We start from the raw sequence: 14,455 nt of genomic DNA, 5'->3' as shown, positions 1-14,455 counted from the left end.
CCACGACGCCCTTCGCAATGCCCCGTACCCGCTCTCACGTGCGCCAGCCGCACCCGCCCGTGGATTAATCCTGAGGTCAGGTTTCTTGCGGTATCCTGTCCAAACGCAGAGCCGCCGACAGGCAGACGTACTTTAATTGGAGCCAACATGTCGCGAAGAACTCTCCGTCCCCACGGGGACGATACCGCTCACCATTCCGCGGGCGACTTGCCCGCAGCCCCCTCAGGCGCCTCCCGCATGGGCATCACGGATGCCCTGGGCAGGCGCGATTCCTCACACTGCCCGCTCGTGACGCGCCGCACGGCCCTCAAGGCCATGCTGGGCCTCACCGTTGTGGGCGCCGTCGCACTCGGCAACCCCCTTCGCTCGCTCGCCGAGCCCCAGGCCTCCCAGGAGACGCAGGACGCCCTCGCCGCCGCCCAGCAGCAGTACGAGGACGCCCAGGCAAAGCTCAACGGCATCTCGGACCAGTACGTTGCGCTCAACCAGCAGCTCAACGACACCGTGAGCCAGATTGAGCAGGTCCAGGGCCAGATTGACGACACCCAGTCCAAGATCGACGGCAAGCAGAAGGAGATTGACAGCAAGCAGTCCGAGCTTGACGACAAGCAGAACCAGCTGAGCGGCCGCATCTCCCAGAGCTACAAGACGGGCAACTCAAGTCTGCTGTCCGTGCTGCTGAACTCCTCGAGCTTTGACGAGCTCACGAGCAACCTCACCTACCTCGGCAAGATCAACGCGAGCGACGAACAGCTCATCAATGACGTCAAGGACGCCAAGGCCCAGCTCGAGCAGGCCAAGGTAGACCTCGAGCAGGCAAAGAGCGACCTCGAGGACCAGAAGTCCGAGCTGGAGACCCTCAAGAACGACCAGATGCAGCAGCTCGCGGCCGTCGAGGCCAAGCAGCAGGAGGCGTCCGACCTGGTGGACGGCCTCTCGCAGGACGTGAAGGACCTCATCGCCAAGCGCGACGCCGAGATTCTCGCGGCCGCCGAGGAGGAGAAGCGCCAGAAGGAGGCCGAGGCCGCCGCCCGCGCGGCCGCCGCGGCTCAGGGCAGCTCCGGCAGCTCGGGTGGCGGAGGTGCCGGCGTCACCGGCACGCTCTCCGGCGCCAGCGCGTCCGAGAAGGGCGCCGCCATCGTGTCCGCCTGCAAGCGCGTGGGCTCGCCGGGCGCAGGTCTCTGCGCCATGTGGGTGAGCCGCGTCTACAGCGCGGCCGGCCTGGGATACCCGGGCGGCAATGCCAACAACATGTACTGGAACTTCTGCACGAGCTCCAACAAGGGAGACCTGCAGCCGGGCATGATCATCGCCGTCTCCACCTACGCCGGCGGCTCCAGCGCGGGGCGCACCTACGGGCACGTGGGCATCTACATCGGCAACGGCACGGTGATGGACAACATCGGCTACATCCGCACCATTGGGCTCGACAGCTGGATCAGCTCCTACGGCAACATCGTGACGCCGCGCTGGGGCTGGGCGGCGTAGCGGCTCGCATATGGAGCCGGCATCGCAGCGGCCCGCTTCCCCATACTCGAGCGATATACTTTGATGCAAGCGGGCGGGTCCTCCTCAAGGCGGGCCCGCCCACGCGTGCCATCCAGCCGCCGGCCGGCGGCGCCATGAAAGGAATTGCATGAGCGAAGCGATCACGCCCCAGGACACCTGCGTCCTCGTCACCGGCGGCGCCGGGTTCATCGGCAGCCACACCGTCATCGAGCTGCTCCAGGCCGGCTACGAGGTCGTCGTGGTAGACGACCTTTCCAACTCCAGCGCCGTGTGCCTGGACCGCATCAAGCAGATCGTAGGCGACAAAGCCGCCGAGCGCCTCACCTTCTACGAGGACAACGTGCTCGACCGCGATGCCATGAACCGCATCTTCGACGAGCACCCCGTGGACCGCGTCATCCACTTCGCCGGCTTCAAGGCCGTGGGCGAGTCCGTGCAGAAGCCCATCGAGTACTACCACAACAACCTCGAGAACACGCTGGCGCTCGTTGACGTCATGCGCGCGCACGGCTGCAAGTCCATCATCTTCTCCAGCTCCGCCACCGTCTACGGCGACCCGGACGCCGTGCCCGTGACCGAGGAGAGCCCCAAGAAGGCCTGCACCAACCCCTACGGCTGGACCAAGTGGATGATCGAGCAGATCCTCACGGACCTCCACACGTCCGACCCGGATTGGAACGTCGTGCTGCTTCGCTACTTCAACCCCATCGGCGCGCACGAGAGCGGCCTCATCGGCGAGGACCCCAAGGGCATCCCCAACAACCTCGTGCCCTACGTGGCACAGGTTGCCGTGGGCAAGCGCGAGGCCGTGCAGGTCTTTGGCGACGACTACCCCACCCCGGACGGCACCGGCGTGCGCGACTACATCCACGTCGTTGACCTCGCCCGTGGCCACGTGAGCGCGCTTGCCTGGATGAACGGCAAGACGGGCGTGGAGGTCTTCAACCTGGGCACCGGCAAGGGCACGAGCGTGCTCGAGGTCGTCGCCGCCTTCTCCAAGGCCTGCGGCCACGAGCTGCCGTACAAGATCTGCCCGCGCCGCGCCGGCGACGTGGCCACCGTCTACGGCGACGCCACCAAGGCCGAGCGCATGATGGGCTGGAAGGCGCAGTTTGACATCGCCGACATGTGCCGCGACTCCTGGAGATGGCAGAGCCACAACCCCAACGGGTTCGAGGGGTAAATCGAGATCCCTGGCGCCCCCGCACCGGCAACGGTGAGGGGGCGTCCCATGTGCGACGAACCACGTGCGTCGAAAGGTCTTTCATGTCGTTCACAGCCTACCTGCGCGAGAAGCTCCCCCTGGTAGACGCCGCGCTCGCCCGCGCGGCCGCCTCCCCGCTCACGGACGGCACCCCGGGCGCCGACCTCGATCGCTACCTCTACGCCCCACTCGCCCGCTTCACCGAGGGCGGCGGCAAGCGCGTGCGCCCCGTGCTGGCGCTGCTGGGCGCCGAGGCCGTGGGCGGCACCGCCGAGGACGCGCTCTCGGCCGGCGTGGCCATCGAGCTCTTCCAGAGCGCCGCGCTCATCCACGACGACATCGCCGACGAGAGCGAGCTGCGCCGCGGAGAGCCCTGCCTCTACCTCAAGGAGGGCGTGGGCGTGGCCACCAACATGGGAGACCTGGCGCTCACGCAGGTCTTCGAGGTGGTGCTCGCAGACGAGCGGCTGAGCGAGAGCCAGCGCCTGGCCGTGCTCTCCGAGCTCGTGCGCATGGAGCGCCACACCCTCGAGGGCCAGGCGTTGGACCTGGGCTGGGCGCGCGACGGCCGCTGGGACGTCACGGCTGCCGACTACCTCTACATGGTCACGAGCAAGACGGCCTGGTACACGGTGGCCTCGCCGCTCTACATCGGCGCGCTCGCAGGCGGCGCCGGACCAGACGCGGCGCGCGGGCTCATCGAGCTGGGGCGTCATGCCGGCATCGCCTTCCAGATTCAGGACGACCTGCTGAACCTCGTGGGCAACGCCGCTGCACAGGGCAAGGACTTCAGAAGCGACATCACCGAGGGCAAGCGCACGCTGGCCGTGGTATGGGCCCTCGCAAACCTGGGCGAGGAGGGGCGCTCCGAGCTCGTGCGCCTGCTCGAGAGCGGCACCACGAGCGAGACCGAGCTCGCGCGTGCCGTGGGACTGCTCGAGGACGGCGGCGGCATCGCGCATTGCCAAAAGCTCGCGCACGCCGAGGCCGACGCGGCCAAGGAGCAGGCTGCCGCCCTCTGCACATGCGGCCTCATCACGCCCGAGGCGCGCGACCTCCTGCTCTCGATGGCGGACTTCTTCGTGCAGAGGGACCACTAAGGACGCGCCGCCGTCCTTTCGGCGCACGTAGCAGATAGCACGGGGTCTATCTCACCGGTCGCGAAAAGGGCCCGCCCCCAGACACGGGAAGAGGTCCAGGGCCGGCTCGGAGTCCGCCAAGCCTGTGGCTCCCGTCCTTTCGGCGCACGCAGCGCGCGAGGTAGGGCATACTACTACGGTGTTCAGCAACTAACGAGATTGGTGCTACCAATGGATTCGATTCGCGAGGGCATGACGGGAGCGGTCGTCGAGGACGTTCAGGAGCGTCTGGCGTCGCTCGGCTACGAGATTGACGAGGCAGAGCGCACGAGCAGCAGCTTTGGCTCCTCGACCTCCAACGCCGTCGCCCGCTTCCGCGTGGAGCACGGCCTGCCCGTCTCCACCGAGGTGGACACCGCATGCTGGTCCGTGCTGGTGGACGAGTGCTACCAAATGGGAGACCGAACGCTCTACCTGCGCCTCCCCAACTTCCACGGCAACGACGTGCGCTGTCTGCAGAAGGCCCTCAACGTGCTGGGCTTCTCCTGCGGCGAGGAGGACGGATACTACGGCGTGCACACCGAGGCCGCGGTGAAGCTGTTCCAGGAGAACGTGGGCATGCTGGCCGACGGCATCGCGTTCTCCGACACCTTCGATGCCCTCGAGCGCCTGCGCCACGTCTGGGCCGGCAAGCCCGCTGCCGGCCCGCACCCGCAGGGCCCCATGGGCTTTGCCCGAGCCGCGCTCGTGCTGGAGGAGGCCCAGCTCGCCATCACCGCAGAGGACCCCATCTCCCGCAACGTGGCCGGTCGCCTTTGGAACATCGCCACGGCCACCTCGGAGAAGACGGGCCTGCGCCTCGTGGACTCCGTCGACGGCGCCGAGGACGGCGACCTCGCGGTCTTCGTGCTGGCCACCACGCCGCGACCGGCGGTCTCCAACGTCGTCAACGTTTCCATGGGTGAGGGTGACGATCTCGCGCTTCGCCTGCGCACGGCCATCGAGAGCTCGCGCAGGAAGCCGCCCGTGGTGCGCGTCGAGCTGCCGAACGACCCCACCTACGACGGTACGTTCACCACGAACGACGCGCAGATGCTGGCCGTGGCCCTGCTCGACGCCCTCTGCGCCGCACTGGAGGAGTAGAGGCGCTCCACACAGCGAGCGTCCGCATGATTACGAACGGACCTGCATTCATGCGCATTCTATTGGTAGAGGACGACCCCATCATCACGTCCACGCTCTCGGAGCTACTCGAGGGCGAGGGCTTCGAGGTGGATTCCTGCGCCACGCAGGACGAGGCCATCGCCAGGACATGCGGCAACACGCCTTCCCGCGGCCCAAGCACGCGTGACAATACGGCCTCCCCCACATCGAGCGCCCATGGCAGCAACCCTAGGCCCGCCGCAGCGAATCCGGCAGCCTCCGTCAGTTGCCCGCAGGTCCACGCTCGCCGCTCTGGCGGCAACCTCTGTCCCTACGACCTCGTGCTGCTCGACGTCACCCTTGCCCAGGGCAACGGGTTTGCCGTCTGCAACGCCATAAAGCAGGCAAGCCCCAAGACGCCCGTCATCTTCCTCACCGCCTCGGGTGACGAGTTCAACACGGTCACCGGCCTCACCATGGGCGCGGACGACTACGTGGCCAAGCCCTTTCGCCCGCGCGAGCTCCTGGCACGCATCGCGGTGGTCCTGCGCCGTTCCCAACCCGAGCGGCGCTCCATCAGGCTTGGGCCGCTCGAAATCGACCCCGCCCGCGCCCGTGTCACGCGAAACGGCCGGGAGCTCGCGCTCTCCGCGCTCGAGTACAAGCTGCTCCTGCTACTTGTCGGCAACCACGGCAAGCTCGTGACGCGCGACATGGTGCGCGATGCCCTCTGGGAGGATGCCGGCGCTTACATCGAGGAGAACACGCTCTCGGTCTACATCAAGCGGCTGCGTGACAAGATCGAGGACGACCCGGCACACCCCAAACTCATCACCACCGTACGCGGCCTGGGCTACAAGGTCTGCGACTGAACGCCGGAGAGGATAGGCAAAATGCAAGCCGTGGCCGGGCGGCGCAAAGATAGGAAAGCGTGGGCCGGAACCAGGAGATGGAGCCTCGTCCAAAACCAGCACTCGATGAGTCAAAGTAGACGGCAGACTGACTCATGAGAGGGGGGGAGCGCCGTGCTGATGAGGGACCGAGAGCTCAGGTGGACGGTCGCCGTCTCCGCGGCTGTCGTGCTTGCGGGCAGCTGCGTCTTCCTCGCACTGGGCGACGCATGGGGAGCCGTGGCGATCCTGCTCTGCGGCGGCATCGTCATGGGTGCCTTCCTCGCGCTCACGCTCAGGCGCCAGCGCGCGCTCGCCCGCATGGCGGAGCGGGTGGACGAGGCCCTGCATGCAGGCCGCACCGTCAGCCTTGCAGACATGAACGAGGGCGAGCTGGCCATCCTTGCAAGCGAGGTGGACAAGGCCCTGACCCGCCTCACGCTCACCGCCGAGGAGCTTGCGCGCGAGAAGGCATCCCTCGCAGACTCGCTCGCAGACATATCGCACCAGCTCAGGACCCCGCTCACCTCGCTTGGGCTCACACTGGCGCTCGCTCGCAAGGAGTTGGTGGCCAAGCAGGCGGCCTCATTCGAGGCGGCCTGCTGCGAAGGCTCCCCCGCTCTTGCCGAGGCGCTCGAGCACCTACGCACGAGCGAGCGTCTGCTCACGCAGGTCCAGTGGCTCGTGGAGGCCCTGCTCAAGCTCGCTCGCATCGACGCGGGCGCCGTGCACCTGCAGAGCGCGCCGGTCGACGTCGTCGCCCTGGTGGACGAGGCAGCGGAGCCCCTGGCCATCCACCTCGAGCTGGCGGGTGTGCGCCTCGAGAAGGCATCGCAGTCCGGGACAAGCTTCACGGGTGACGCGGCCTGGATGCGCGAGGCGCTCGAGAACGTACTCAAGAACTGCCTGGAACACACGCCCGAGGGCGGCGTCGTGCGCGTCGAGACCAGCGAGGACGCCCTGGCCTGCCGCATCACCGTCACCGACACGGGTCCCGGCATCGCCGAGGCAGACCTCCCCCACGTGTTCGAGCGCTTCTACCGCGGCGGCGCCTCGGACCCGTCGGACGTGAGCCCCGGCGGCGTGGGCATCGGCCTCTCGCTGGCACAGAGCCTCATCACGGCTCAGGATGGTCGCATCACCGCAGGTAACGTCATCGACGCGAACGGCAACATCACCGGCGCGCGCTTCGACATCACCTTCTTCAAGGCCGTGGTGTAGGAGGCAAGGGAGCGAGGATCTCGGCCAACCCATGCCCGCATCTGGGGCCCCTGATGCCAGGGGCCGAGGGGGCGAGGCCTCGACAGGCGGCGCACGGGGCAACGGTACCAGGGGCGCCGGGGCACACCGCCGAAGACAAGCACAGGGCGCAAACCTGCGCCAAGGTGCGCACCGACGCCGCCCGTCAAAGCAGCCACGCGCGAGGGCGCACTCGCCCGCGTGACAGAACCGTCACGAAGCGGTCAGGCTGGAGCAAGGCCGAGGCGTCACCATGGATGTCGGCACAAGGGACCAATCCCCCGCCCCGCCGCGGCGGCGGGGCGCAACCAAAAGGAGCCCCATGAGCATCCTCACCGCAGAGCACCTCACCAAGGTCTACGGCACGGGCGAGCAGGCCGTGCGCGCGCTCGACGACGTCTCGCTCTCGCTCGATACCGGCGAGTTCGTGGCCATCATCGGGTCCTCGGGCTCGGGCAAGTCCACGCTCATGCACCTACTCGGCGGCGTTGACCGCCCCACCGAGGGCACCGTGCGCCTGGGCGGCGAGGACATCTACGCCCGGGGCAACGAGCAGCTCGCGGTCTTCCGACGTCGCGAGGTGGGCCTCGTCTACCAGTTCTTCAACCTCATCCCCGTGCTGGACGTGGTGGAGAACATGACGCTGCCGGTGCTGCTCGACGGCCGCAGGGTCAACCAGAAGCGCCTCGACATGCTCGTGGGGTCCCTGGGCCTGAGCGGGCGCGAGCATCACCTCCCCAACCAGCTCTCCGGCGGCCAGCAGCAGCGCGTGGCCATCGGCCGCGCCCTCATGAACGCGCCGGCCATCGTGCTGGCAGACGAGCCCACCGGCAACCTCGACTCCAAGAACTCCGCCGAGATCATGGGCCTCTTGCGCGCCAGCAACCGGCAGCTGGGGCAGACGCTCGTGGTCATCACGCACGACGAGGACGTCGCCCTCATGGCAGACCGCGTCATCGCCATCGAGGACGGCCGCATCCAGAGCGACGAGCGCCGCGGCGGCACGCGCTTCGCCACCGTGGCGGCATCGGCGCCCGTCGGGCACGAGCGCACGCCAGACGGCCCGCGCGCAGGTACCGAGCTTGGGGCGCAGCTCAGGGCCCGTGGGATCGAGGTCTAGCCATGGGCATCCTCACCCGCTTCACGCTGCGCTCGCTTGCCCGCAACCGGGCGCGCACCATCGCCACCGTCATCGGCATCGCGCTCTCGTGCGCGCTCATCACGGCCATCTTCACGAGCGTCACCTCCATCGGCGGAGGGCTCCTGCAGCGCGAAGTGCAGTACGACGGCACCTGGCAGGTCGCAAGCCCTCGCGTGAGTGACCACAAGCTCTCCGAGCTCCGCGCGAACAGCCACGTCACAGAGCTTGCGGCAGCGCGGGAGCTCGGCAGCGCAAAGCCCTCGGACCAGGTTGCGACCAAGACCGGCGCGCTTATCACGGTGAAGTCGCTCCCGTCCATGCTGAAGGGCACCGGCAGCGCCTGGGGCACGGAGGCCACCGAGGACGTGGGGCTCGCGCAGGTCTCCGCGGTCACAAGCGGACGCATGCCGCAAAACCCGAGCGAGATCGTGTTGCCGCGCGTCCTCGAGGGCGTCACGCCCGACGGCGCGGGCATATCGGGCACGGGGCCGCTCGCCATTGGCTCGAGCGTGACCCTCGAGCTGGGCGACCGCGTCCACACGGCTGGCGACGGCACCCGCACGAGGCTCTCGGCCATCGACGCCTACGCAAGCGAGGAGAACGGCTACGAGGACGGCAGCGAGAAGCTCGAGAACATGCGCAGCCGCACCTTTACCGTTGTGGGCTTCATCGGCTTCATCATGAACCACTGGGCCTATTCGGGCGCGCTCGACAGCTCGGCAGCCGGGCCTGTGGCGCTTGTCGGCCCAATGAGCGAGGATACCGCGAACGGCGATGCCGCCGGCAATGACCTTGCAAACGACGGCTTTGCCGCCCCCTACCTCGCCACGGACTTCAAGAGCTACCGTGAGCTGGACGAGTGGTCGGCCCTGCTCTTCTCCACGGGCGTGGACTATGCCAAGTCTGGCCTTGGGGGCAACACCCTCGCCGCCAGCGGCGTGGAGACCGGCGGCTACGTGCTCCACAACGGCCTTCTGCGCTACCAGGGCCTCACCGACGAGCGCGCCATCTGGAACACCCTCTGGCAGCTCGCGACCATCCTCACCGTCGTGGTGATGGTGGCCTCCGTCTCGCTCATCTACACGAGCTTCGCCATCTCGGTAACCGAGCGCATGCGCCAGTTTGGCCTGCTCTCCGGCGTCGGCGCGAGCAAGCGGCAGCTCAGGCACACCGTTGTTGCCGAGGCTCTCGCGCTGGGTGTCGTGGGCATCCCGATGGGCGTGTTCGCCGGCATCGCGGGCACGGCCGCCACGCTCCGGGTGACGCAGCGGGGCTTTGCGGCCCTGCTCGGCACCGAGGGCACCCTGGACCTTTTGGTGGACCCGCGCGCCGTGGCCCTTGCCTGCGCCCTCTCGCTCGTGACGCTGCTCGTATCCGCCTGGATCCCCGCCGCACGCGCCGGACGCGTGAGCGCCGTCGACGCCATCCGCCAGACGAGCTCCGTGCGCGAGGGTAGGCTCGCACGCCTGTGCAGGCGCCGCGGCGCGGGCCTCGGCAGCCACCTTGCCCAGCTCGCCTTTGGCGTCCCCGGCCTCGTGGCGCACCGCAACCTCACGCGCTCGAGCTCGCGCGGCCGCATCGTGGTGGCGTCGCTTGCCGTGTCGGTGGCCCTCGTGGTGACCTGTGGCGTGCTCGACACGTACATGCGGCCCGTGGCAGGGCTCAGCGGCTCCACGACAGAGCGTGCCCTCGAGGCGGACGTCTCGCTCAGCGCGTCCGTCGACGACTCGGCGGCACGCGGTGGGCGGGGCGCAGAGGCAGCAGGTGGCGAGGCGACGGGGGCGAACGGCTCCAGCGACAGCGAGGCCTTAAGCTCGTCCCCCACGTTCGCCGATCGCTTCCAGAGGCTCGTGGCCGACGCCTCCGCACCCAATGGCACCTCAAGCAGGGGCTCGTACCTCTCCGGCTCCGCCCGGGCAATCGTGCCTGCGTCCATGCTTGACGCGAATGCCATCGCAACCATGAAGGAGGTCGCCGGATTCGACCTCGAATGGACGACCGAGGCCGGCAGCTCGCGCTACGGCGCGAGTGGCCCGGGAGCTGCCGACAACGTGCTCTCCCCCTACGCCGCGAACGGCGACTACACGGGGATGGTCAACGTCTACTACCTCGACGATGCCTCGTGGGCTGCCTATGTGGCCGAGCTTGGGCTCGATGCAAGCCAGTTCACGGACCCCGCCCATCCTCGCGCCATCGGCCTCAACCTGTACAAGAGCGACAACGGCCAGCGCTACCTCGACCTCGTGCCCTACACGCAGGCCGGCACGCTCAAGGCCTACGCCCCATACGCCCCAACCGGCACGGGCGACCTCACCGGCTACAGCTACCTAGGCATCTACGAGGATGCGGACGGCAAGCCCGTGGCGCGCTGGGGCAGAATCGCCGAGGACGGCTACGACCTTGCCCGGGACGAGGGCGGCGCCTATGACCTGCGCGACGTTCCGGCCGAGCAGGCCTGCGCAGCCAGCCAGGACATCGAGGTTTCCGCACTCGCCGACCACGCCCCGAACGTGCTGCTCTCGAGCGGTGCCGTGGGCTCCTTCCCCGCCGTGGTCATGCCCATGAGCGCCCTCGCCGACACTGAGGCGGGAACGGGCGGCACCGTGAGCGTGGCCCATGGCCAGGCGTTCCTCGCGTCCGATGACCCCGACGCTACCGAGAAGCGCACGGATGCGCTCCTCAAAGCGGAGAGCGCGGGAGACGCGGGCGCCATCAGCGGCACCGTCTACAACATCGCCGCAGACCGCCAGGCAAACATCGACACCACGCAGCTCGTCCAACTCTTCGTGGCCCTGTTCAGCGTCATCACGATGCTCATCGCGCTGGCCAACGTCTTCAACACGCTCACGAACTCGATCATCCTGCGCACGCGCGAGTTTGCGGTGCTCAGGAGCGTGGGCATGGGCGAGCGAGCCTTTGGCCGCATGATCGCCTACGAGTGCGCGAGCTATGCCTGGCGCGGCCTCGCCATAGGCCTTGCGCTCGCGATGCTCGTTTCCTGGGCAATGTGGCGGGCCATGCAGGACTCGTTCATCGACCTCGGCTTTGCGGTGCCGTGGGGCTACATCGGCATCGCCGCGGCGGGCACGCTCGTGGTGCTAGCGCTCTCCGTGGCCTACGCCCTGCGCCGCACCCGCGCCCAGAACCTCGTGGAGACCCTCCGCCAGGACGCCCTGTAGGGGAGTGCCTCGCAGGCCGCGCTTTCGATGAGTCACGTTGCCCTCCTATTTGACTCATCTCGCGACCGGGGCTGGCCACCCTCCGCCCCAGCCGGCCCGTCGGCCACGCGCGAGCCACGCCGGCAGCGAATTTGGCTCGCGGCGAGCGGGGACACGCCACCCTCGGCCCCGTCTTGCCCAACCCCCTCTCCCAAGCTCGTCCGCCGGTCGCGCGCAAGACGGCGCGCGCGGACTCGCTGGCGGAGTGGGAGGGGCCTTCGGCGGAACAGCGCCCAGGCCAGGGGTCCTTCAAGCCTCCATTCGGGTAGCTTGGTGCCTACGGGCACCGCCGACCAGGGCAATTGCACCACCGACGAACGTCATCTGACACGCACATTGGCCGCGCGCCGGAACCCCGGGGCGCCAGGTGAGGGGGACGCCATGCGATTCCGGAAGAACAGACACGGCAGCAAACACGCTTCGACAGACGAGCCCAGGGGCGTCGAGACCCTCGACCTCTCGGCCGAGAAGGGCCCGGGCAGCCCGCCTGGGACGGGCCCTGGCTCGAAGGGCCAGGCCAGCGCCCCAGGCGGGCCGACGGACGAGGACGCGCAGACCAAGCGCCTCCCCACCAGCATGCCCAACCTCGAGGTGCTCAGGGCAGACCAGACCCGTCCCGGCGCCGACTCAGCCGACATCCCCGCCGGCGCGAACGTCCACGGCACGCTCGACCCCGCCGAGCAGGAGGCCTACGCCCAGCTCAAGCGCCTGCGCGCCGAGCGCCGCAGGAAGAAGCTCATCCGCCGCGGCATCGCGGCGGGCGTGGTCGTGGCGCTGGTGGCCGCCGTCGCCATCTGGCGCCACGCCTCCACCTCCGCACCTGCCGGCAGCGAGACTCAGGTCATCACCCAGCCGGTCTACCGCGGCCCCTTCACCAACGAGATTACGGGGTCGGGCCCCATCAAGCCAGCCTCGTCCACCCTCGTGACTCCCCAGATAGACGGCACCATCGAGAGCGTCAACGTGGTGCTTGGCCAGCAGGTGGCCGAGGGCGATGTGCTCTTCACCATCAAGAATGACGAGCTCGACCGCGCCGTGGCCGAGGCCGAGCGCGGCATCCGCACGGCCGAATCCGGCGTGACGCAGGCCAAGCAGGCGCTCGCCGATTCCCACGAGTCGCTCTCGGACGCCAAGGACGCCCTCAAGAAGGCCAAGGCCGCGCCCGTAACGCAGCTCACCGACGAGACCGGCGCCGTGGTTGGCGACAACTCCAGCGAGGTTGACGCAGGCATCTCCTCGGCCAAGGAGGGCGTGCGCTCCGCCGAGCAGGCCGTCACGTCCGCCGAGGGACAGGTGCAGAGCGCGAACATCGCCCTCGAGCAGGCAAACGACGCCTACGACAAGGCCGTGGAGCAGGCCGAGCAGCGCACCGTGCGCGCGCCTGCAGCCGGCAGCATCATCCAGTTGAGCGCCCAGACGGGGGCTTCGGTTGGCCAGGCCGCGATGGGCGACGGGTCGAGCGGCCCCACGGGCTCGCTCTGCCAGATCGCCGACCTCTCCCAGATGACCGTCACCATGCAGGTAAGCGAGGTAGACGTCAACAAGGTGCAGGTGGGACAGGCCGCTACCGCAACCTTCTCCGCCGCCCCGGACGCGATGCTCAACGCCACCGTGCGCTCGATTGCCACCACGAGCTCGAGCGACTCGTCGGGCATGTACGGCGGCTACGGGGGCGGCGGGGTCACCTATGCCGTCGACCTCGTGATTCCCGCCCCAGACGCGCGACTGAAGCCCGGCATGACGGCCAACGTGAGCGTGGTGACCGAGACCATCGACACCGCCCTCATCGTGCCCGCCGCCGCGCTCACGGACCTGGGCGACGGCACCGGCATCGTCTACGTGGAGGACGACGCCGAGCTCCACGCCGGGCGCATGGCCACGGTGACGGTGCTCGCGAACAACGGCTCCGAGGCGGCCGTGGAGAGTACGGACGGAAGCCTCGCCGAGGGCGACGCCGTGGTCATCTCCGGCATGGAGGCGCTCACGTTCCCCGAAGGCGCGCAGACGGGCGGTACCGTGCTCGACGGCACGGCGGCAGACTCGATGATGGTCAACCCCGTAGGCGGCGCCACGGACGCGGCCGGTGACGCGGCAAGCGACACCGCAGCCGAGGCCGGCGCCAACGCGGCAGGCGCCCCAGACGAGCCCGCAGAATCGCCAACCCCCGAGCCGGGAGACTCGGGCAGCTCCGGCGCGGTGCAGGTGAGCTAGCCATGCCCGTCATCGACATCCGCGGCGTCCACCGCATCTTCGAGACGGGCGCGGGTTTCAACCACGTGCTGCGCGGGGTGTCCCTCAGCGTGGAGGCAGGCGAGTTCCTTGCCATCATGGGCCCCTCGGGCTCGGGAAAGTCCACGCTCATGAACATCCTGGGCCTGCTGGACACGCCCACCACCGGCACCTACCGCCTCGAGGGGCTCGACGTCTCCGAGCTCTCCGACGACGACCTCTCCTTCGTGCGCGGCAGGCGCATCGGCTTCGTGTTCCAGAGCTTCAACCTGTTGCCCCGCGCCACCGTGCTGCGCAACGTGATGCTGCCGCTCGCCTACGCCGACGTGCCGCGCCGAGAGCGCGAGCCGCGCGCCGTGGCGGCGCTCTCGGCCGTGAACCTGCCGGTGGACCACTGGGATCACAAGACCAACGAACTCTCCGGAGGCCAGATGCAGCGCGTGGCCATCGCGCGCGCCCTCGTGTGCGACCCGGCCATCATCCTGGCCGACGAGCCCACGGGAAACCTCGACTCCGCCACCGGCGAGATGGTCATGCAGACCTTCGAGCGACTGCGCGACCGCGGCAAGACCATCGTGCTCATCACGCACGATCCAGACGTGGCCGCTCGCGCGGACCGCACGGTCCACATCCTGGACGGCAAGATTCAGGCGGGCGCCTACGAGACGGCAGGCCGGGTGGGCGGCACGCTCGGACGAACGAGGGCAGACGTCGCGGACGCCGGAGCGAGCCCGCCGGCCTCCACACCCGCCCCATCAGGCGCCGCCACATCCACCCGCACGCCACGAATCCCGGAGGTGTAG

General features: G+C 68.8%; 9 protein-coding genes and 1 pseudogene. All 10 read left to right on the top strand.

The window, feature by feature from the left end:
- The first annotated feature begins 237 nt into the window (after positions 1-237).
- The 10 genes and pseudogenes from EFAMC2_RS01950 to EFAMC2_RS01905 all read left to right on the top strand — a co-directional run bounded on the left by EFAMC2_RS01950 (position 238) and on the right by EFAMC2_RS01905 (position 14,455).
- Complete coding sequence (locus EFAMC2_RS01950) at positions 238-1,488, top strand: coiled-coil domain-containing protein (RefSeq protein ID WP_154026472.1); 1,251 nt, start codon at positions 238-240, stop codon at positions 1,486-1,488.
- A gap of 148 nt (positions 1,489-1,636) precedes the next feature.
- Positions 1,637-2,692, top strand: coding sequence for a UDP-glucose 4-epimerase GalE (gene galE / locus EFAMC2_RS01945; protein WP_154026469.1), 1,056 nt, complete (start codon positions 1,637-1,639; stop codon positions 2,690-2,692).
- An 83-nt stretch (positions 2,693-2,775) separates the two neighbouring features.
- Positions 2,776-3,813 carry a polyprenyl synthetase family protein gene (locus EFAMC2_RS01940; RefSeq protein ID WP_154026467.1) on the top strand — a complete coding sequence of 346 codons (1,038 nt, stop codon included), beginning with the start codon at positions 2,776-2,778 and terminating at the stop codon, positions 3,811-3,813.
- A 210-nt stretch (positions 3,814-4,023) separates the two neighbouring features.
- Positions 4,024-4,935 (top strand): peptidoglycan-binding domain-containing protein, encoded by a 912-nt coding sequence (locus EFAMC2_RS01935; RefSeq protein WP_154026465.1) that lies wholly within the window; start codon positions 4,024-4,026, stop codon positions 4,933-4,935.
- A gap of 26 nt (positions 4,936-4,961) precedes the next feature.
- On the top strand, positions 4,962-5,807 hold the full coding sequence (locus tag EFAMC2_RS01930; RefSeq protein ID WP_261979979.1) for a response regulator transcription factor: 846 nt from the start codon (positions 4,962-4,964) through the stop codon (positions 5,805-5,807).
- A gap of 159 nt (positions 5,808-5,966) precedes the next feature.
- Entirely contained in the window at positions 5,967-7,046 is a 1,080-nt protein-coding gene (locus tag EFAMC2_RS01925) for a sensor histidine kinase (protein ID WP_154026463.1), read from the top strand.
- 340 nt (positions 7,047-7,386) lie between these two features.
- Positions 7,387-8,061: pseudogene (locus EFAMC2_RS01920) on the top strand (ABC transporter ATP-binding protein); the annotation flags it as partial.
- 125 nt (positions 8,062-8,186) lie between these two features.
- A complete protein-coding gene (locus EFAMC2_RS01915; protein WP_154026459.1) occupies positions 8,187-11,384 on the top strand; it encodes an ABC transporter permease in 3,198 nt (1,065 codons plus the stop codon).
- A 420-nt stretch (positions 11,385-11,804) separates the two neighbouring features.
- Positions 11,805-13,634, top strand: a complete 1,830-nt coding sequence (locus EFAMC2_RS01910) for an efflux RND transporter periplasmic adaptor subunit (RefSeq protein ID WP_154026457.1) — start codon at positions 11,805-11,807, stop codon at positions 13,632-13,634.
- Between the two features lie 2 nt (positions 13,635-13,636).
- Positions 13,637-14,455, top strand: coding sequence for an ABC transporter ATP-binding protein (locus EFAMC2_RS01905; protein WP_154026455.1), 819 nt, complete (start codon positions 13,637-13,639; stop codon positions 14,453-14,455).

This window comes from Olsenella uli (assembly GCF_901212655.1).
Taxonomy (GTDB): Bacteria; Actinomycetota; Coriobacteriia; order Coriobacteriales; family Atopobiaceae; genus Parolsenella; species Parolsenella uli_A.
Note: the sequence above shows the minus strand (reverse complement) of the source record. Positions and strands in the feature narration are given on the sequence as shown.

Bases quoted from the DNA above. Each gene is read 5' to 3' on its own strand.
- EFAMC2_RS01950 (WP_154026472.1), top strand. From the start codon at position 238: ATGGGCATCACGGATGCCCTGGGCAGGCGCGATTCCTCACACTGCCCG.
- galE (WP_154026469.1), top strand. From the start codon at position 1,637: ATGAGCGAAGCGATCACGCCCCAGGACACCTGCGTCCTCGTCACCGGC.
- EFAMC2_RS01905 (WP_154026455.1), top strand. From the start codon at position 13,637: ATGCCCGTCATCGACATCCGCGGCGTCCACCGCATCTTCGAGACGGGC.
- EFAMC2_RS01925 (WP_154026463.1), top strand. From the start codon at position 5,967: ATGAGGGACCGAGAGCTCAGGTGGACGGTCGCCGTCTCCGCGGCTGTC.
- EFAMC2_RS01935 (WP_154026465.1), top strand. From the start codon at position 4,024: ATGGATTCGATTCGCGAGGGCATGACGGGAGCGGTCGTCGAGGACGTT.
- EFAMC2_RS01910 (WP_154026457.1), top strand. From the start codon at position 11,805: ATGCGATTCCGGAAGAACAGACACGGCAGCAAACACGCTTCGACAGAC.
- EFAMC2_RS01930 (WP_261979979.1), top strand. From the start codon at position 4,962: ATGATTACGAACGGACCTGCATTCATGCGCATTCTATTGGTAGAGGAC.
- EFAMC2_RS01940 (WP_154026467.1), top strand. From the start codon at position 2,776: ATGTCGTTCACAGCCTACCTGCGCGAGAAGCTCCCCCTGGTAGACGCC.
- EFAMC2_RS01915 (WP_154026459.1), top strand. From the start codon at position 8,187: ATGGGCATCCTCACCCGCTTCACGCTGCGCTCGCTTGCCCGCAACCGG.